Here is a 20001-nt window from a genome sequence, read left to right as displayed (position 1 = left end):
AACGACATGACCTATCACCCCAAATCCGACTTCCTGGCGACGATCGTCGAGCGCGGCTTCCTGGCCGATTGCTCGGACATCCAGTCGCTCGACGAGGCTCTGATCGCGGGGGTCGTGCCGGCCTATATCGGCTATGATGCGACGGCGAAGTCGCTGCACGTCGGCCACCTGCTGAACATCATGCTTCTGCGGTGGTTCCAGAAGGCCGGGCACAAGCCGATCACGCTCATGGGCGGCGGCACGACCAAGGTGGGCGATCCGTCCTTCCGGTCCGAGGAGCGTCCGCTTCTGACCCCGCAAGCCATCGACGAGAACATCGCGGCGATGCAGACCGTCTTCGCGCGCTACCTTGACTATGGCGAGGCGGCGAACGGCGCGCTGATGCTGAACAACGCCGAGTGGCTCGACGGGCTCAACTACCTCGATTTCCTGCGCGACATCGGGCGGCACTTCAGCGTGAACCGGATGCTGTCGTTCGAAAGCGTGAAGTCCCGGCTCGACCGCGAGCAGTCGCTGTCGTTCCTCGAATTCAACTACATGATCCTCCAGGCCTACGACTTCCTGGAGCTGAACCGCCGCTACGGCTGCCTTCTGCAGATGGGCGGGTCGGACCAGTGGGGCAACATCCTGAACGGCGTCGACCTGACGCGCCGGGTGCTCGACCACGAGATCTTCGGGCTTACGACCCCGCTTCTGACGACCTCGGACGGCCGCAAGATGGGCAAGAGCCAGGGCGGCGCGGTGTGGCTGTCGGCGGAGATGCTCAGCCCCTACGAGTTCTGGCAGTTCTGGCGCAACACGACCGACGCCGATGTGGGGCGGTTCCTGAAGCTCTACACCGAGCTTCCGGTCGAGGAATGCGACCGTCTGGGTGCGCTCGAAGGCTCCGAGATCAACGAGGCGAAGATCCGGCTCGCCAACGAGGTGACGGCGCTCCTGCACGGGTCCGAGGCCGCCGCCGCCGCCGAGGCGACCGCGCGCGAGGTCTTCGAGCGGGGCGGCGTCGGTGACGACCTGCCGACGCTGGAGTTGACCGCCGCCGAGATCGGCGAGGGCATCTCGGCCGCGCAGCTCATCGTGCGCTCGGGGCTCGCGGCCTCCGGCAAGGAAGCGAAGCGCCTGATCGCCGAGAACGGCGCGCGCGTGGACGACGAGCCGCTGACCGACGCGGGGCGGATGTTCGACGCTGCCGCGCTGTCATCTCCGGTCAAGCTTTCGGCCGGCAAGAAGCGGCACGCTCTGGTCAAGATCGCGGGCTAAGGCTTCTTCTGTCCTGAAAATACTCCGGGGGTCGCCTTTGGAGCGCCATTGGTCCGAGCGACAATGGCGACGGCGGCGCCCCGGCTCGCCGCCTCACGCCTCGCGCCAGCCCCAGGCATCGGCGCGGGCCAGGCAGGCCTCGGCTTCCTCGACCGCCGAATAGGTCCCGAGCCCCGTCAGGCTCGTGGCCGCCGCCGCGTGTCCGAGACGGAGGCAGTCGGCATGGGGCGCGTCGCGGTGGAGGCCCAGGAAGACTCCCGCGGCGAAGGCGTCGCCCGCCCCGTTGGCCCCCCGGATCGCGTCCTCCGGCACCTGCACCGATGGCACGAAGAGCGCCCGGTCGACGTTCCGCTGCACCAGCACCGCCCCGCGTGTGAAGTGGACGACGACGAGGTCCATCGCGCCCATGCCGCAGGCGACGTGCGCCGCCTTTTCGCAGGCTGCGCGGTCGGTCTCGCCGTCGCGCAGGGTGTCGATCCCGGTGATCGCCCCGATCTCGAAGTCGTTCACAACGAGCGTCGAGAGATGCGGCAGGCAGGGGATGACGATCTCGCGCAGCCGCTCGGGGGCGACGGTGACGAGTTCCATGTTCGTCTCCATCCCGACTGCGCGGGCGCGCTTCAGGGTGGCGACCCAGCCGTTCGGCTCATCCTGCCAGGGCGCGTCCATCACGGGATGGATGCCGGGCAGCCCCAGGTGGAAGAACCGTGCCGGGCAGTCCTCGACCGCGATGTGGTCGGGCGAGAGGTGCGAGGCGGCTCCCGGGATCAGGATGTGGGTGCGCTGGCCCGAGGCCTGGGACTGGTAGGCGTCCGTCACCTGGGTCTGAATGCCTGGCAGGGTGACGAGGCCGTCGCCGATCCCATGCTCCGCCGCGACCTGACGCAGGTAGTCGCCCTCGCGGTCGTCGCCGACCACGCCGCGCGTCCAGACCGGGACGGAAGGATCGAGCCGCCGCAGGTCGCAGGCGAAGTTGCAGCCATTGCCGCCGCCCGAGAGTTCGAGGCCCGTGACAGTCGCCACCGAATCCTCGCGCGGCCAGCGGTCGACGGTCAGGTTCCGGTCGAGGCACCACGTTCCCGCGGTCAGGACACCCCGTCGCCGCATGGTCCCGGCCTCGCCTACATGTTGTCCTTGAGAAGCGTCTCGGTGACCTCGAGGTCGTCCTTCAGGTCGCGCTTGGGCGTGATCCCGGCCTTCGCGAGATCGTCGTGATAGGCCTTCGTGCCTTCCTCGGAGGACAGCCGCTCTTCCAGCGTCCGGCGCATGGCCTGGACCATCAGGACGGAATCGTCAGCGTAATAGATCTTGCGCCCGAAGAGCGCGACGCGCGCGCCATAGGTCTCGGCCTGCCGGATCAGTTCGAGGCAGTCGCGGGTTGTGCCTGCGCCGCCGCCGAGGATGCCAAAGATCAGGTTCTCGGGGTCGTAGGAGGCGATCTCCTCGGTCGCACGCGGACCGTTGTAGGCGGCCTTGAGGAAGATCGGCCGATCCTGGTGCGACATGCCGGCCAGCGCGCGCGCGATGGCGTCGTTGTTGAAGGCCCAGAAGTCCTTCGTCTTCACGTCCGTCTGCGGGTTGAAGACCTCGAGGAAGTGGCGGACGCCCGCGCCCTCGGCTTCGATCACGAAGCGGTTGTAGGCTTCGAGCGTCGCCGCGTCGCGGGCGAGGTCGTTGTAGAAGGTGATGGCGTAAAGGCCGAGGTCGGCCACCGGGCGCACCCGGCTGAGACGCGCGGTCGAGAAGGGCAGCGCGGGCTCGGCCTGGTAGCGGCCGCCGCGCGCGGACCAGATGTCGCTCGCATCGTTCAGGCGCACCGCGGGCGTCACCTGGCTGCGGGCGAAGACGCCGTCGTTGGTCAGCGCCTCGGCGCTCGACAGCGACATCAGCATGATGTCGACGAGATCCGAGCGAGTGACCTTGACCATGTCCTCGCGATAGGCCGAAAGCGGCTTCCAGCGCCCGTCGTCCGCCTTGCCGGGGGTCTGCATCCCGAAAGCCATGTCGCCGTCCTTGGCGTCGGCAATGATGAAGTCGGCGGGGGTGTAGTCGCCGGCGCGGATCGCGGCGAGCTTGCGGTCGAGACGCTTCTGGCTCAACTGTCGGACCTTTCGGGTTGGGGAGCGGCTGCGGGCGGCTCGTAGTCCGCCGGATCGAAGCTCACGAAGAAACGGTAGCCCAGGTAGATCGCGCAGGCCGCGAAGAGGACGGCCCACGTGGCGTTGCCGCCCTGGTATTCGACCCCGGCCCAGACAGCGCACAGGACCGTCACGACGATCCTCCGCCAGAGCGGGCGGAAGAAGGGATGGCGGACCTCGAAAGCGTTGCGCAAATCCATCGGCGGGCGGTCCTTTCGCGGACGGTCGAAGGTTCGGCGGGCATGCTATCGAAGGCCATGTCCGCCGTCACCCCGTCGTCGCGGGTCAGGCGATTTCAGACACCTTGACCGCGCGGCCTTCGGCGACCGAGATGTTCGCGGCCTCGGCCAGGACAAGGGCCATCAGCCCGTCGTGGCCCGTCGTCGGCGGCGTCGTCTTGTCGTTGACGGCCGTCACGAAGGCCGCGATCTCGGCCTTGTAGGCGGGCATATAGCGCTCGAGGAAGAAGTTCACGAGAGGGCGGCGGGCGAAGCCCTTGCCGTTCGCGACCTGGACGCGGTTCTCGTGGATGTTCTCGGCCGAGGCCATGCCCTTGGAGCCCAGCACCTCGATCCGCTGGTCATAGCCGTAGGTCGCGCGGCGCGAGTTCGTGATGACGCACTGGCGGCCCTTCTTCGTCTTCAGGACCACGTTGACGCTGTCGTAGTCTCCGGCCTTGCCGATCTCCTTGTCGACGAGGACACTGGCCTGCGCGATGACGCTCTCGACCTCGTCGCCCAGCATCCAGCGGGCGATGTCGAAATCGTGGATCGTCATGTCGCGGAAGATGCCGCCCGACCGCTTGATGTAGTCGATCGGCGGGGCGCCGGGATCGCGCGAGACGACGGTGACCATCTCGACCTTGCCGATCTCGCCCGCCTCGATGGTGTCGTGAAGCGCGCGGAAGTCGGGGTCGAAGCGGCGGTTGAAGCCGATCATCAGGGTGGCGCCCGTCTCCTCGACGACCTTGAGGCAGGAGCGCACGCGCTCGACCGAGAGGTCGATCGGCTTTTCGCAGAACACGGCCTTGCCGGCGCGGGCGAACATCTCGATCTGGTCGGCGTGGAGGTCGGTCGGCGTACAGATCGCCACGGCGTCGATGTCCTTCGCCTGGACGCAGTCCTCGACCGAGCGGATTTCGCAGCCGTAGGTGTCGCGCACCGACTTTGCCGCCTTCTTGACGGGGTCGTAGATGGCGACGAGCTCGGCGCCGGGCGTCTCGGAGATGGCGCGGGCGTGGACCTGTCCGATCCTGCCGGCACCGAGAATGGCGAAACGAACGCTCATGAAATCCTCCCTGAAAAGCGGCATCCCGGTCGGGATGGTCGCGCCCTTCTGTCCGCGCCGCCGCGCGTCCGTCAAGGCGGCTTGCACGGGTGGTTTCATTTCATGTCATTTCCGCTCAGCCGCCCGTCGCACGGCGTGTCTTCCTCCCGCCGCCGATCCGGTCTACCCCAAGGGTCATGTTCGATCTCACCCGCCTGTCCGACCTCGCCTCGGCACCCTTCGACACGATCATCGACGTGCGCTCGCCGTCCGAGTTCGCCGAGGATCACCTGCCCGGCGCGATCAGCCTGCCGGTCCTGTCGGACGAAGAGCGCGCGCGGGTCGGGACAATCTACGTGCAGGACAGTCCCTTCAAGGCGCGCAAGATCGGCGCGGCGCTGGTGGCTCGAAACGCGGCTGCGCATATCGAAGGGCCACTTTCGGGGTTCGACGGCGGCTGGCAGCCCTTGGTCTACTGCTGGCGCGGCGGGCAGAGGTCGGGTTCCTTCGCGTCGATCCTCGCGCAGATCGGCTGGCGGTCGGACGTCGTCAAGGGCGGCTACCAGACCTACCGACGCCTTGTCGCGCGGCGGCTCTACGACGATCCGCTGCCGTCGCCCGTGATCCTTCTCGACGGCAACACGGGCACGGCGAAGACAGAAGTGCTGACCCGCCTCGCCTCGCGCGGCGTCCAGTCCATCGACCTCGAGGGGCTTGCGAACCATCGGGGCTCTGCCCTTGGCGAGCGGGGCGGGCAGCCGGGGCAGAAGATGTTCGAAAGCCGCCTGGCCTCCGCAATCGAGGCGCTGGACCCCGCGCGTCCGGTGGTGATCGAGGCCGAGAGCAGCAAGGTCGGTCGCCTGAACATGCCGCCGCGCCTCTTCGCGGCGATGAAGGCGGCGCCGCGGATCGAGATCTCGGCGCCCGTCACCGCGCGCGCCGAATACCTGACGCGCGCCTATGGCGATCTCGTCGCGGACGGAGGTGCGCTGGACGACAGGCTGGACCTTCTCGTCAGGCTCCAGGGTCGCGAGCGGGTGGAAGGCTGGAAGACCCTGGCCCGCGAGGGAGGGCACGAGGCGCTGGCGGCCGAGTTGATCGACCTGCACTACGACCCGCGCTACCGCAAGGTGCGCGAGCGGATCGAAGGGGAAGTCCTCGAAGTCATCAGGGCCGAGACGCTCGACGAGGCAGGCATCGACGCCATCGCCGACGAGGTGGCAAGGATCGCGAAGGCCTAGCGCCCGGCGAGGGTGACGTGGCCCTTCGCGGTCATGCGCCCGATCCGTGCCGCGTCGTGGCCCATGGCGCGCAGGTCTGCGACAGCGCTTTCCGCCGCCGCCTCCGGGACGGCGGCGAGGAAGCCGCCCGCCGTCTGCGGATCGAAGAGAAGCGCGCCGCGCGCCGTTGACGGGACCGTCGCCTCGACCGCCGCACGGTTCGCGGCCCAGATCGACGACCGGACGCCCGCCTCGGCCAGCGCCGTCGCGCCGGGAAGGAAAGGGACAGCGGCAAGGTCGATCTCGGCCGAAAGCCCGGAGGCCCGCGCCATCCGGGAAAGATGTCCAGCCAGCCCGAAGCCGGTCACGTCCGTCATCGCATGCGCGACCGTCGCGAGCCGCGAAGCCGCGTCGCCCTGCGTCCGGCAGAGGATGTCGAGTGCCGCCTTCACGTCTCGGCCGTGGGCCTTCAGTTCCATCTCGGCAGCGAGGATCGTCCCCGAGCCTATGGGCCGGGACAGGATCAGCGCGTCGCCCTCGCGCGCGCCGGAAATGGTCAGGGCCGAGCGGTCGAGCAGGCCCGTCACCGTAAACCCGATGGACAGTTCGGGTCCGAGCGTCGTGTGCCCGCCCGCGATGGCCGCGCCTGCCTGTGCGAAGACCTCGCCCGCGGCGGACATGATCTCGGCCAGCCAGCCTTCCTGCATCCTCTCGGCCATCCGGGGCAGGGTGATCTGCGCCAGCGCCGCCTGCGGGGACGCGCCCATGGCCCAGACATCGCCGAGCGCATGAAGTGCTACGATGCGCGCCATGACGTAAGGATCCTCCCAGACCGCGCGCAGGTGATCCGTCGTCAGCACCTGGCGTACACCGCCGATCCGAAGGACTGCAGCGTCGTCGCCAGCGCCGGTCTCGATGTCGTCGCGCGCGAGGTCGGGAAGGGCGGCCAGCGCCCGGTCGAGCGCGCCGGGCCCGACCTTCGCGCCGCAGCCGCCACAGAGCGGCTTCGGGCCAAGCGCCTCGGCCACGCCGTTGGCAACTTCCTCCGGCAGGGGAGGCGGAGCCATCGGCGTCAGGTCACCGAGCTTTTCCATGAAGGCGCGGTCGATGCGGTCTTTCAATGTCCAAGCCCAGTCGCCCGAGATCGCCCGGTTCCACTTGTCGGCGACCGCTGCCTTCCGTCCGAGAGAGACGAGCTTCAGATAGTGCTTCTGCGGCCGGAAGGGCTCCAGCGCCTCGCCGGTCAGCGCCGCGCGGATGTTTCGCGTCAGGACGGGCGCGGCACGCACGGCATAGACGCCGGCCTTTGGGCGGGGGCTTTGCGAGAGGTGGGCGCAATCGCCCACGGCAAAGACGGCGGGATCGGTGACCGACCGCAGGGTCGCGTCGACAGTGACGTATCCCTTCGTCAGGTCGAGACCAGTCGTCGACAGCCAGTCATGCGGCCTCGCCCCCGCCGCGCCGACGGTCAGCGCCGCCGCCACGGTTCGGCCATCCGAGAGGGTGACGCTCTCCGCCTCGATGCGCTCCACGCGGACGTTCTCGATCAGGTCGATGCGCGCTGCCGCCAGTTCGGACAGGAGCCGCTCCCGCGCAGGGTCGGAGACATCTCTCAAGGCCCTGTCCGCCTCGATCACCGTCACCGCACCGCGTCCCGAAAGCGCATGATGCATGGCGAGCGCAAGTTCGACGCCCGCGACGCCGCCGCCGATGACCGCCACCGGGCCGCCTTCGTCCAGGTGGCGTGTCCAGCGGTCGGCGTAGGGGCCGAGGGGCTTCGCCGCGATGGCGTGGTCGCCGAAGCCCGGAAGGTCGGGCATATCGGAGGTGATGCCGATGTCGAGCGACAGAAGGTCGTAGCGCACGGGCGGGCGGCCGACGACGTCCACTGTCTTCGCGGAGAGGTCGAGACCCGAGGCGAGACCGAAGATCAGCCGGGCGCCGGCGAAGCGCGCCAGGCGGACGATGTCGATCTCGAGGTCGTCGCGGGCGTAGTGGCCGGCGATGAAGCCGGGGAGCATTCCCGTATAGGGCGCGGTCGGCTCCGGCGTGATGACGGTGAGACGCGCTCCGGGCAGGGGGTCCATGCCCCACCGCTTGAGCAGCAGCGCATGCGCGTGACCGCCGCCGACGAGGACGACCTCTTGCGCGAGGGGAAGCGGGTGCGGGTGCATCTGGCCTGCCTAGCCGCTCTCAGTCGTCTTGGCGAGGCGGCGCATAGCCGCTCATCTCGAGATAGCCCCGCCCCTCGTGCGTGCCGGTCACGGCGACCGGACCTTCCCAGTAGGGAATGCGCGTCCGCATCCAGCTGTCGTCGCGCAGCGCCTCGACGCGGATGTCGAGATCGCGCTCGGGCAGGGTGATCTGCCAGTCGACGGGAACCTCGCGGCCCTCGACCTCGGCGATGCGCAGGGGCGTCATCGTCAGCTCGCCGGGCTCCAGCGGGTCCGGCGTGCCGTCGGGCGCGATCCAGGTGCCGACGGTATAGGCGCCGCCGTCCGCCTCGCGCAGGCGATACCCCATGAGGCGATGGCCGTCGTCGAGGTGCAGTGAAATCCAGTCCCACCCGGTCTGCGATCCCGTCAGCGGCTGCGACGACCATTCGCGGTCGAGCCAGGCCTCTCCGCTGACCTCGACCGGGCCAGAGGGCAGCGTGATGGTGCCCGTCACGTCGTAGAACGGCTGCAAATAATAGTGGCTGGCCTGTCCCGCCTCGGACTTCACGCTGAAGCCCTCGACACCCTGCGGCACGAAGGGACCATCCGCGTCCAGCCCCAGGTCGTAGGCCCAGTCCGCGCCCTGCGCCGTCAGGGTGACCTCGGACAGCGTGGGGCCGGCCATCCGCCATTCGTCGATCCAGGCCTCGAAGGGCTCGGCCTCGACGCCCGCCTGTCCGATGCCGCCTCGGGCCAGGCGCTCGGCCGAGACGTGCCCGTCCGGCGTCGAAAGGGCGGCATGACCCATCCAGACCTGCCTGTCGGGGTCGCCTCCGGGCGCCAGGGCATTGCGGAAGAGCGTCCATTGGACGCCATAGGTCTCGCCGTCCGCGCCATCAAGGGTGGCGGTGACGTACCACCATTCGATGCGGAAATCGGGGTGGGGTCCGTGATCCTCGGGGAAGACGAAGCGCGTCGCGGGGTCGGGCAGGGCATAGCCGTCCGCGTCGGAGCCCAGCCCCGCGAACCCCTGCGCGAACCCCGCCAGGGGCAGAAGCGACAGGACAAAGGCGAAGGCTCTAGCGTTCATGCGTGAAGACCCGGATCAGGTCGGCGGGCGGACGGCGGGCCAGTTGCACTGCTGGCCACAGACCGGCAAGTGCGGCCGCCGCGAGCGAAAGAAGCCCAAGCCACAGCCATTGGAGGGGATAGACGAACATGGGCAGGCGCCAGCCGAAGGCCTCGACGTTGATGACAGCGAGCAGGATCCAGGCCAGACCGAGGCCCACGGGCACCGACAGCACGAAGGTCAGCGCCGCGAGGACGAGCGCGCGCAGGAACTCTATCCGGGCGAGGCGACCGCGCGTGAGACCAAGCGCCCAGAGAGGCGCAAGCTGGGGCAGGCGCATCGACGCCAGCGTGAGGAGGCTCGTGAGGATCGCGACGCCCGCCACGCCGAGCGTCAGCACGTTGAGCGCGCCCGTGACCGCGAAGGTCCGCTCGAAGATCGACAGGCTGAACGCCTTCAGCGCGGCCTGGTCGGTCATCGCATCGGCGGGGAGACCGAATTCGCCTTCGAGCGCACGGCGCAGGTCGTCGGTTCCGCCGTCGCCGACGAGGACGCCGAAGTCGGTGCGTTCTGCCTCGGGATAGCGGTCGGTCAGCACCTGGAGCGGGATCACCACCTGCCCGAGCGGATTGCCGTAGTCGCTGTAGACGCCGAGGATTTCGTCGCGAAAGCCGCCGGGCAGGTCCAGCAGGTCGCCGGGCGACAGGTCTTCGCGCCGCGCGAGCTGCTCGTTCACGAGGACGCCTCCGCCCCGGCCCATCCGCGCCCATGTCTCGGGGAGGGAGGCGAGAAGCGGCCATGTCCGGGCATAGATCGGGTGATCGGCCATGCCGTAGATCTCGGTCGGAGCGCCCAGGATGTCGCCCTCGGTGTTCCAGATCGGCAGCACGCCTTCGGCGCGGGCCTCGAGGAACGTGCGCAGCCGACCCCCTTCGGCGTCGTCGCGGGCGCTGACGTAGAGGTCGCTCACGAGCCTCTGGTCGAGCCAGCCGGTGAAGGTCTGCCGGAAGCTCGACACCATCGTGCCGACGCCGATGTTGGCGGAGAGCGCCAGCATCAGCGCCATCAGCGCCAGCGACAGGCCGGGAAGCTGCTGGCGGGTATCGGCCCAGAACCACTCCGACAGGGCCGTCCGCGCGCTGCGCCCCGCCAGCGCCACGAGGCCGGACAGCACCGCTGGGAGCGCAAGCGCCGCGGCGAGGAGGACGCCGCCGAGCAGGACGAAGCCGCCGGCGAGGCCGCCCCCCGCGACGAGCGCGAGGCAGGCGAGCGCCAGGCAGAGCCCGGCCAGAAGAAGCTGGGACCGGATCGCCCGGCCCGACACCATCGCCCAGGCGCGGGGTCGCGCGGGGGCGAGGGGCGGCATGCGCGCGACCCGCAACAGGCCGCCCGCCGCAGCCAGCGCCGTGCCGAGGCAGGCGATGACGAGACCGGAGAGCCACCAGGCGGGCGAAAGCGTCAGCGTGCCTTCGACGCTGGCGTCGTATAGGCCGCGCAGTGTCGCGGCGACGTCTGGCAGAAGGCTTGCGGCGATAATGTAGCCGAGAAGGATGCCGATGGCGCCCGCGATCACCGCGAAGATCAGAAGCTCGATGGTGAGTAGGCCGACGAGCGTGCCGGCCGGGACGCCGAGCGCGCGCAGGGTGCGGAAAACCGAGCGGCGCTGTTCGAAGGCGAGGCCGACCGCGCCGTTGACGATGAAGAGACCGACCGCGAAGGACAGAAGTCCGAAGGCGGTCAGGTTGAGATGGAAGCTGTCGGTGAGGCGCCCTAGGTCGTCGGCGGTCTGCGGCTCGCTGAGGGCGAGGTCCGGCGCCGCCTCGTCGAGCGGGGCCTGACGCAACGGTTGAACGGGGTCTATCAGCAGACGCGAGTATCCTTGCTGCCCGGTCAGTTCCGCGGCAACGGTGAGGTCTGTCAGGACGAGGCCCGACGCCAGCCCCTCGCGCGGGACGACACGGTCGCCGAAGGCCGACAGCCGCCCCGCCGTGACAGGATCGGCCAGCATGTCGCCGCCCGCCGCGACGAGGCCAGCGAGGTCGTCCGTGTCGAGCGACCCGGCGGCGGGCGACGCCTCGGGCAGGGTAAAGGGGTCGACGCCCAGAAGCCGCACGCGGCCCCGGTCGCCCTCGATCCAGCCGTCGATGACGGGGCTGACCAGCCAGCCAGCGCGGCGGAGGGCCACGTAAGTCTCGACCGGGATTGGTGCCGCGGCGGGGGCGGTCAGGGCCGAGACGCCTCCGCCGCCGAGGACGTCGGCTGCCGCGGCATAGCTTTTCCGCGCTTCGGCGTTGATCGCCTGCACGCCCGACCAGAGCGCGGTGGCGAGGGCCAGGCCCAGGATCAGGGTCACGAGCTGGAACGGCCGCCGACGCCAGTGCGACAGGAGGGCCGAGAGGACGGTGCGGATCATCGGGCGGGCGAGGGGGCTCTGCCCCCGCCTCCCTGCGGGCGGCCCCCCGACGTATTTGACGGCCGATGGAAGCGTCCCGTCATGCCAGGCGACCCCGGCTGAGGTGCAGGCGGCGGTCGGCGCGGGCCGCGAGCCTCTGGGAATGCGTGGCGACGAGAAGGGCGGTGCCCTCGGTGCGGGCGAGCGAGACGAGAAGGTCCATCACCGTGTCGCCCGTCGCCTCGTCGAGGTTGCCTGTCGGCTCGTCGGCCATGAGAAGGCGCGGACCGCCCGCGACCGCGCGGCCGATGGCCACGCGCTGCTGCTGCCCGCCGGAAAGCTCCTCGGGGTATTTCGCCAGGTGATCGGTCAGGCCCAGCCGAAGGGCGAGAGCGTCAAGCTGCGCCTCCTCGGCCCGCCCGGCGAGGCGCGCCTGGAAGGCCAGGTTGCGAGCCACGGACAGCGAGGGGATCAGGTTGAACTGCTGGAAAACGATGCCGATGTCGCTGCGTCTCAGGGCGGCGCGACCCCTGTCGTCCATTTCGGTCAGGTCCTGGCCGTCGATCAGCACATGGCCGATGTCGGCGGGCTCGAGCCCGGCCACGACATGAAGAAGGGTCGACTTGCCCGAGCCGCTTTCACCCGTGAGCGCCACGATCTCGCCCCCCTCGACGTCGAGAGAGATCCCGTCGAGCACGGGGCGCTCGGCCCCTGGGAAGCGTTTGACGAGATCGCGAACGGCAAGAAGCATGTGGCGGAGGTTAGCCTGCATTCGCGCGAAGGACAGGGGAAGGACGGCAGGTGAGACGCTGTGGCGCGGACGCCCTTGCGTCAGACCGCTTCGAGCATCCTCCAGAGCCCGATTCCGAAGGCCAGGCAGCCGACCGCGAGGCTCATCGGCCGGCGCGGGATGCGCGAGGCCATGTAGCCGCCCACGGCCGCGGCGGGCAGGCCTCCGGCGATCAGGCCGACGACCGGGCCCAGCACCGTATGAAGACCGCCGTCATCGCCCCAGTGGCCGCGGCTGAACGTGATCATGAGCGTCGCGAAGACCGCCGCCGATACGGCAAGCTCGGCGGCGCAGGACGAGCCCACGGCCTTGCGCGGTGGGTAGCCCGCGCCGAGAAGGCCCGTGGTCACGATCGGGCCCCAGCTTCCGCCGATGCCCTCGATCAGACCGCCCGCCCCGCCGATGGCCCAGGCGGGCGCGAAGGCGACGACCGAGGGCGTCCGCCCGAGGATGCCCCGGACGAAGATCAGGATGCCCATCATCATCAGGAAGACCGAGACGAGGATCACGACCGCCGGGCTCTTGAGGTGCGACAGGAGGAGGGCGCCGAGGACGCCGGTCGCCACGCCAGACACCGTCAGCCGCGTTAGAACGTGGCGGTCGATGTTGCCGAAGCGCATGTGCGAGAGCGCCGACACGAGGCCTGTCGGCAGCTTGGCCGCGTTCACGGCGGCCGAGATCAGCGGCGGCGACACGCCGCCCGCAAGGAGGATGGAGGAGGAGATGAGGCCGAAGCCCATGCCGAGGGAGGCGTCGATGAGTTGGGCGCAGAAGCCCACGACGGCAAACAGCAGAACGGTGTCCAAGATGCGACTCGCGCGGGGGATACGACCGGTGACGCTACGCTTGCGCTCGATCCCCCACAACGGGCATCGGTGCCTTCCGCCCCCTGCGTCCCGGCGCTAGTCTGCCGCCCATGACGAACGCCCCCCGATTCATTCACCTGCGCGTCCACACCGAGTATTCTCTGCTGGAAGGGGCCGTGCGGCTGAAGAAGCTGCCGGGTCTCTGCCAGAAGGCCGGGATGCCCGCCGTCGCGGTCACGGACACGAACAACATGTTCGCGGCGCTCGAGTTTTCCGTCTCGGCGATGGGGCAGGGCATCCAGCCGATCGTGGGCTGCCAGATCTCGGTCGCCTACGAGCGGCCTGCGCCGGGCGACAAGCCGGTGCCGCCCGCGCCGATGGTCCTGCTGGCGCAGAACAAGGCGGGCTACCAGAGCCTGATGACGCTGAATTCCTGCCTCTATCTGCGCGATGCCGACGCACCGCATGTCACCCTCGAGGACCTCGCCGCGAATGCCGAGGGGCTCATCTGCCTGTCGGGCGGTGCGGACGGGCCGGTCGGACGGCTTCTGCAGGCGGGACACGCGGCCCGTGCCGAGGCATTGGCGCGGCGCCTGTCGGAAATCTACCCGACGCGGTTCTATATCGAGCTGCAGCGCCACCCCGGCGAAGGCGGGCAGTTGCCCGAGGCCGAGCGCCTGACGGAACGCCCTGCCATCGAGATGGCATACGCGATGGAGCTGCCGCTCGTCGCCACGAACGACGTCTTTTTCCCCGATGCGAAGATGTACGAGGCGCATGACGCGTTGATCTGCATCGCCGAAGGCGCCTACGTCGATCAGCAGGCGCCACGCCGCAGGCTGACCCAGCAGCACTACTTCAAGTCCGCGCACGAGATGGCGGCCCTCTTCGCCGACCTGCCCGAGGCGCTGGAGAATACCGTCGAGATCGCGCGCCGCTGCGCCTTCGCCGTCGAGACCCACGAGCCGATCCTGCCGCGCTTCGCCGACGACGAGGTCGAGGAGTTGCGGCGTCAGGCGAAGCAGGGGCTCGAGGCGCGTCTTGCGGTGATCGAGCCCGCCGCCCCGCGCGCGGACTACGACGCGCGGCTCGAGTTCGAGCTGGGCATCATCGAGGGCATGGGGTTCCCCGGTTACTTCCTGATCGTGGCGGACTTCATCAAGTGGGCGAAGGATCACTCGATCCCCGTCGGGCCGGGCCGCGGCTCGGGCGCGGGCTCGCTGGTGGCCTATGCACTGACCATCACCGACCTCGATCCCCTGCGCTATTCGCTTCTTTTCGAGCGGTTCCTGAACCCCGAGCGCGTGTCGATGCCGGACTTCGACATCGACTTCTGCATGGACCGGCGCGAGGAGGTGATCCGCTACGTCCAGGGCAAGTACGGCGCCGACCGGGTCGGCCAGATCATCACCTTCGGAGCACTTCTGTCGAAGGCGGCGGTGCGGGACATCGGGCGCGTGCTCCAGATGCCCTACGGCCAGGTCGACCGGCTGTCCAAGCTGATCCCGGTCGAGGGCGTGAAGCCCATGTCGATCGAGCGCGCTCTGGCCGAGGAGCCGCGCCTGCGTGAAGAGGCGCGGTCGGAAGAGGTCGTCGACCGGCTTCTCACCTACGGCCAGCAGGTCGAGGGTCTGTTGCGGAACGCTTCGACCCACGCCGCCGGTGTGGTGATCGGCGACCGGCCGCTGGACCAACTCGTGCCGCTTTACCGCGATCCGCGGTCCGATATGCCGGCCACGCAGTTCAACATGAAGTGGGTCGAACAGGCGGGACTGGTGAAGTTCGACTTCCTCGGCCTCAAGACCCTGACCGTGATCCAGAACGCCATCGAGCTGATCCTTGCCTCGGGGCGCAGGCTGCACGAGGCGGCGGACGGCACCCGGCTTTACGAGCCGGAGGCGGGCACCGAGAACGACATCGGGCTTATCCCTCTCGAGGACGAGAAGACCTACGAGCTTTACGCCAAGGCCCGCACGGTCGCGGTGTTCCAGGTCGAAAGCTCGGGCATGATGGATGCGCTCCGGCGCATGAAGCCCACCTGCATCGAGGACATCGTGGCGCTTGTGGCGCTCTACCGGCCCGGTCCGATGGAGAACATCCCGCAATACTGCGACGTGAAGAACGGCCGCGCCGAGCGCGAGCGTCTGCACCCCTCCATCGACCATATCCTGGACGAGACGCAGGGCATCATCGTCTATCAGGAACAGGTGATGCAGATCGCGCAGGAGATGGCGGGTTATTCGCTCGGCGGCGCCGACCTTCTGCGCCGCGCCATGGGCAAGAAGCTTCAGTCCGAGATGGACAAGGAGCGGCCGAAGTTCATCGCGGGCGCCAAGACCCACGGGGTCGACGACCGCAAGGCGCTGGAGGTCTGGAACCTTCTCGACAAGTTCGCCAACTACGGCTTCAACAAGTCGCACGCCGCCGCCTATGCCGTCGTCAGCTACCAGACGGCCTGGCTGAAGGCGAACCACCCGGTCGAGTTCATGGCAGGCGTGATGAACTGCGATCTCCACCAGACCGAAAAACTGTCCGTCTATGCCGAGGAGGTTCGCCGGGGCCTCGACATCGCCATCGTGCCCCCTTGCGTGAACCGGTCGGAAGCCTCCTTCTCGGTCCGCGACGGCAAGCTGGTCTATGCCCTTGGCGCGCTGAAGAACGTGGGGCTCGACGCGATGCGGCTGATCGTCGAGGGGCGGGGCGGGCGACCCTTCTCGACGCTTTATGACCTTGCCCGACGCGTCGACCTGAAGCGAATCGGCAAGCGGCCGCTCGAAATGCTGGCCCGCGCTGGGGCCTTCGACGAGCTCGATCCGAACCGGCGGCGCATCTTCTCGTCGCTCGACGCGCTGACCGCCTATTCAGCGGCGATCCACGAACAGAAGGGCAGCGCGCAGGTCTCGCTTTTCGGCGAGGCGGGCGACGACCTGCCCGAGCCGCGTCTGTCGCCCATAGACGACTGGCTGCCGAACGAGAGGCTGGCGCAGGAACAGGCGGCGATCGGCTTCTACCTGTCCGGCCACCCCCTCGACGACTATGCGGTCGCGCTGAAGCGGAAGGGGATGTTGACGCTGGCCGAGCTTCAGGCGAAGGCCGAGCGCGACGGCGCGGCGGTCGCCCGCGTGGGTGTCATCGTCTCGGGGCTTCAGGAGCGGAAATCGGGGCGCGGCACGCGCTTCTTCCGCATGAACATCTCGGACCCCACTGGGCAGGTGTCCGGCATGGCGCTTTTCCCGGACGACTTCGACACCATCCGCCGCGTGTTCGAGCAGACCCACCAGGTCGTGATGACGCTTGAGGCCCGCTTCAACGAAGGTCAGTTCGACCCCATTGCGCGTGGCGTGACCCCGATCGAGGGACTGGTCGCCGATGGCATGGCCGCGGGACTCAACGTGATGATCGACACGCCTGACGCCGCCGTGCTGATCCAGTCGGTCCTCGGGCGCTTCCGCGAGGATGGCTCGATCCGGGCGCGGGGGCCGGTGCGGATCACGGCGCTTGCGGTTCCGCTTGGCGGGGCGCCGCAGGACGTGCCGGTGGACATCGGCGACGGCTGGCCCGTGTCGCCTCAGATCAAGGGGGCGCTGAAATCCCTGCCGGGCGTCGTGGCGGTCGAGGAACTGGCCTGACGCCTCAGTCGAGGTCGACGCCGCCGTAGCGTCCGCCTGCGAAGATCAGGGGTTCGCCCCGCTGTCGCGTCACGGCGAGCACGAGCCCGACGACGATGGCGTGGTCGCCCGCGTCGTGAACCGCCTCGGACGCGCATTCGAAGCGGGCGAGGCAGCCGTCAAGCTCTGGCACGCCCGCCGCATCCTCGCGCCAGTCGAGACCTTCGAAGGCCAGCCCTTCGGAGGCGAAGCGGCGGCAGAGGGGCTGCTGGTCGCGGCGCAGGACGTGGATCGCGAAGCGCTTGGCCCGAACGAAGGCGTCGAAGCGGGACGAGGATTTCGCCGGGCACCAGAGGACGAGCGGCGGATCGAGCGACACCGAGGAGAAGCTGTTCGCCGTGATCCCGAGCGGGCCGTGCGACGACCGGCATGTGACGACGGTCACCCCGGTCGCGAAGGCGCCAAGCGCCTCACGGAAGTCGGTCTGCGAGTCGGGGCCGGGAACGAAACGGATCATGTAGCGGACATTGGGGCTCGGTTCCCAAGAGTAAAGTCGGAAGGCGCGGGAAGTAGCGGATTGACTGCGGCCGCGTCCGCGAAGGCACGAAAAGCGGCGATTGTCGCATCCGGACAACCCGTTCCGGCAATGTTTCGGAAGCCAACCCGCGTTCGGTCGTATTTGATCAAGGTCTGTCCAGCGACGGTCATCGCATCGGCGCGTCTCCGATGCCGCGGAGCGCCCTCGCCGTGTCGCGAAATGACGTGACGCACCCTGCGCCGCCTTGCAGGCTGACCCCAAAACGCCGGCCCATGCGCCGGACCTGGACGGGGGACGGCATGAGGACGAATGTGCGCGTGGCGGTGATCGGCGGCGGCGTCGTCGGCTGTTCGGTGCTCTATCACCTGACCAAGCTCGGCTGGTCCGACGTCATGCTGATCGAGCGCTCGGAGCTGACCAGCGGGTCGACCTGGCACGCCGCGGGCGGCTTTCACACCCTGAACGGCGACACCAACATGGCGGCGCTCCAGGGCTACACGATCAACCTCTACCGCGAACTCGAAGCCATCACCGGCATGTCCTGCGGGCTGCACCATTCCGGCGGCATGACGCTGGCCGACACGCCCGAGCGCTTCGACATGCTGAAGGCCGAACGCGCCAAGCACCGCTACATGGGTCTCGACACCCGGATCATCGGGCCGGACGAGATCCGCGAGATGGCGGATTTCGTGAACACCGACGGCATCCTGGGCGCGCTCTACGATCCGCTCGACGGTCACCTCGACCCTTCGGGGACGACGCACGCCTATGCCCGCGCGGCGCGGATGGGCGGGGCCGAGATCGTGACCCACAACCGGGTCCTCGAGACGAACCCTCGCGCGGACGGCACCTGGGACGTCATCACCGAGAAGGGCACGATCCACGCCGAGCACGTCGTGAACGCCGGCGGCCTCTGGGCCCGCGAGGTGGGGGCGCTCGCGGGCGTCTATCTTCCGCTTTTGCCGATGGCGCACCAGTACCTTGTCACCGGCGACGTCCCCGAGATCGCGGCCCGCGCCGACGAGATCCCGCATGTCATCGATCCCGGCGGCGAAAGCTATCTGCGCCAGGAGGGAAAGGGCTTTGTCATCGGCTTCTACGAGCAGCGCTGCGAGCCCTGGGCGGTCGACGGCACACCCTGGGACTTCGGACACGAGCTTCTGAACGACGACCTCGACAAGATCGAAGACAGCGTCGCCTTCGCCTGGCGGCGCTTCCCGATCCTGGAACGCGCGGGGATCAAGCGCGTGATCCACGGGCCATTCTCCTTCGCGCCCGACGGCAATCCCCTGGTTGGACCGGTGCCGGGCCTGCGCAACTATTGGGCGGCCTGCGCGGTCATGGCGGGCTTCAGCCAGGGCGGGGGCGTGGGCCTGGCGCTGGCGCAGTGGATGATAGAAGGCGAGACCGAGCGCGACCCGCGCGCGATGGATGTGGCGCGCTTCGGGCGTTGGACGACGCCGGGATACACTGTGCCGAAGGTGATCGAGAACTATCGCCGTCGCTTTTCTGTCAGCTATCCTAACGAGGAACTCACCGCCGCGCGCCCCTTCCGCACGTCGCCCATGTACGACGTCTGGGACGCCAAGGGCGCGGTCTTCGGCGCGAGCTACGGCATGGAAGTGGTGAACTGGTTCGCGCGCCCCGGCGAGGCGCGCCGGGAAGAGCCGACCTTCCGGCGCTCTAACGCCTGGGACGCGGTGCGGGACGAAGTGCGCGCGGTCCGCACAGGCGTGGGCATCGGCGATATCCAGGCTTTCGCAAAATTCCGCGTCACCGGTTCGGGCGCGCGGGATTGGCTCGACCGCGGCATGGCGGGGGCATTCCGGTTCCGGGGCGCATGGCGCTGACGCCGATGCTGGCGCCCTCGGGGCGACTCGTGGGCGACATGAGCGTGGCCTGTTACGGCGCTGACGACTTCCTCCTGGTGTCGAGCTACGCCGCGCAGGACATGCATCTGCGCTGGTTCGCGGCCTCTCTACGGCCGGACGAGGACGTGACGATCGAGAACCTCTCGGATCGGCTGACCGGATTTCAGCTTGCCGGTCCGTCGGCGCGCGAGCTTCTGACGCGCGTGACGGCCGCCGAGGTGTCTCAGGCGGCGCTGCCGTTTCTGGCCGTTACGCGCGCGACCGTGGGGCCGGCTGCGGCGCGGATCCAGCGCGTCAGCTATACCGGCGACCTCGGGTTCGAAATATATTGCGAGGCGACGATGCAACGCGCGCTGTGGCAGGCGCTCGATGCGGCCGGGTCCGACCTGGGACTGAGGCCCTTCGGGTTGCGGGCGCTCATGTCGCTTCGGCTCGAGAAGGCTTTCGGCGCCTGGGGGCGGGATTATACCGCCGACCTGACGCCGGGCGAGACGGGTCTCGACCGCTTCATCGACTTCGGCAAGACGGCGGACTTCATCGGACGGGCCGCGGCCGAGGCGGAAAGGTCGGCGGGCGCCGGCCGCCGCCTCGTCGCCTTCGAGGTGGACGCGGATGAGGCTGACGCCGTGGGGTGGGAACCGGTGTGGATCGATGGCGCCGTTGCCGGCTATTGCACATCGGGCGGCTATGCGCACTGGACCGACCGGTCGATGGCGCTGGCGCTGATCCCTGCGGAACAGGTCCGCGACGGGCTGGAGGCCGAGATCGAGATACTCGGCCACAAGCGCCGGGCCCGCCTGGTCACGCGTCCGGCCTTCGATCCGGAGGGCGCAAGGATGCGGGGCTAGGGCAGGGGCCGGGCGGCGCATCGCGACGATGCGTGCGCC

The 20001-nt window shown here is 69.0% G+C and carries 13 protein-coding genes and 1 pseudogene; 4 read left to right on the top strand and 10 right to left on the bottom strand.

Translation table 11 applies throughout. The features are described 5' to 3' along the window. The first annotated feature begins 6 nt into the window (after positions 1-6). The gene (tyrS, locus tag EF888_RS12055) at positions 7-1260 is read left to right on the top strand and encodes a tyrosine--tRNA ligase (protein WP_109758356.1); all 1254 of its coding nucleotides are present in this window, start codon (positions 7-9) and stop codon (positions 1258-1260) included. Positions 1261-1353: 93 nt separating this feature from the next. Here the strand turns inward: tyrS and EF888_RS12050 are convergent, their stop codons facing one another. The 4 genes from EF888_RS12050 to iolG form a co-directional block, all read right to left on the bottom strand. Continuing rightward, positions 1354-2367, bottom strand: a complete 1014-nt coding sequence (locus tag EF888_RS12050; protein ID WP_109758357.1) for a carbohydrate kinase family protein — start codon at positions 2365-2367, stop codon at positions 1354-1356. Between the two features lie 14 nt (positions 2368-2381). Then, positions 2382-3359 carry a beta/alpha barrel domain-containing protein gene (locus EF888_RS12045; RefSeq protein WP_109758358.1) on the bottom strand — a complete coding sequence of 326 codons (978 nt, stop codon included), beginning with the start codon at positions 3357-3359 and terminating at the stop codon, positions 2382-2384. Continuing rightward, positions 3356-3598 (bottom strand): hypothetical protein, encoded by a 243-nt coding sequence (locus tag EF888_RS12040; protein ID WP_109758359.1) that lies wholly within the window; start codon positions 3596-3598, stop codon positions 3356-3358. The genes EF888_RS12045 and EF888_RS12040 overlap by 4 nt, the downstream gene beginning before the upstream one ends. A gap of 85 nt (positions 3599-3683) precedes the next feature. Then, on the bottom strand, positions 3684-4784 hold the full coding sequence (iolG, locus tag EF888_RS12035; RefSeq protein WP_338143027.1) for an inositol 2-dehydrogenase: 1101 nt from the start codon (positions 4782-4784) through the stop codon (positions 3684-3686). A gap of 77 nt (positions 4785-4861) precedes the next feature. Here iolG and mnmH point away from each other — a divergent pair, with 77 nt between their 5' ends. Then, on the top strand, positions 4862-5905 hold the full coding sequence (gene mnmH, locus EF888_RS12030) for a tRNA 2-selenouridine(34) synthase MnmH (RefSeq protein WP_109758360.1): 1044 nt from the start codon (positions 4862-4864) through the stop codon (positions 5903-5905). Here mnmH and selD read toward each other — a convergent pair. The 5 genes from selD to EF888_RS12005 form a co-directional block, all read right to left on the bottom strand. Beyond that, on the bottom strand, positions 5902-8058 hold the full coding sequence (gene selD, locus EF888_RS12025) for a selenide, water dikinase SelD (protein WP_109758361.1): 2157 nt from the start codon (positions 8056-8058) through the stop codon (positions 5902-5904). The genes mnmH and selD overlap by 4 nt on opposite strands. Before the next feature lie 19 nt (positions 8059-8077). Further along, a complete protein-coding gene (locus tag EF888_RS12020; RefSeq protein ID WP_109758362.1) occupies positions 8078-9130 on the bottom strand; it encodes a lipocalin-like domain-containing protein in 1053 nt (350 codons plus the stop codon). Continuing rightward, positions 9120-11522 carry an ABC transporter permease gene (locus tag EF888_RS12015; protein WP_109758363.1) on the bottom strand — a complete coding sequence of 801 codons (2403 nt, stop codon included), beginning with the start codon at positions 11520-11522 and terminating at the stop codon, positions 9120-9122. The genes EF888_RS12020 and EF888_RS12015 overlap by 11 nt, the downstream gene beginning before the upstream one ends. Positions 11523-11601: 79 nt before the next feature. Further along, positions 11602-12252, bottom strand: coding sequence for an ABC transporter ATP-binding protein (locus EF888_RS12010; protein ID WP_109758364.1), 651 nt, complete (start codon positions 12250-12252; stop codon positions 11602-11604). Between the two features lie 80 nt (positions 12253-12332). Continuing rightward, entirely contained in the window at positions 12333-13097 is a 765-nt protein-coding gene (locus EF888_RS12005; RefSeq protein ID WP_109758365.1) for a sulfite exporter TauE/SafE family protein, read from the bottom strand. Positions 13098-13207: 110 nt separating this feature from the next. On the opposite strand from EF888_RS12005, the gene dnaE reads away from it, so the two are divergent. Next, positions 13208-16726: a DNA polymerase III subunit alpha gene (gene dnaE / locus EF888_RS12000; protein ID WP_109758366.1), complete on the top strand. Its 3519-nt coding sequence runs from the start codon at positions 13208-13210 to the stop codon at positions 16724-16726. A gap of 4 nt (positions 16727-16730) precedes the next feature. Here dnaE and EF888_RS11995 read toward each other — a convergent pair whose 3' ends face one another. Continuing rightward, positions 16731-17222 carry a flavin reductase family protein gene (locus EF888_RS11995; RefSeq protein WP_109758367.1) on the bottom strand — a complete coding sequence of 164 codons (492 nt, stop codon included), beginning with the start codon at positions 17220-17222 and terminating at the stop codon, positions 16731-16733. A 320-nt stretch (positions 17223-17542) separates the two neighbouring features. On the opposite strand from EF888_RS11995, the pseudogene EF888_RS11990 reads away from it, so the two are divergent. Beyond that, positions 17543-19962 (top strand): annotated as a pseudogene (locus EF888_RS11990) (GcvT family protein). Positions 19963-20001: the final 39 nt, after the last annotated feature.

Origin of the sequence: Silicimonas algicola (assembly GCF_003970735.1) — a bacterium.
Classification (GTDB): Bacteria; Pseudomonadota; Alphaproteobacteria; order Rhodobacterales; family Rhodobacteraceae; genus Silicimonas; species Silicimonas algicola.
Note: the sequence above shows the minus strand (reverse complement) of the source record. Positions and strands in the feature narration are given on the sequence as shown.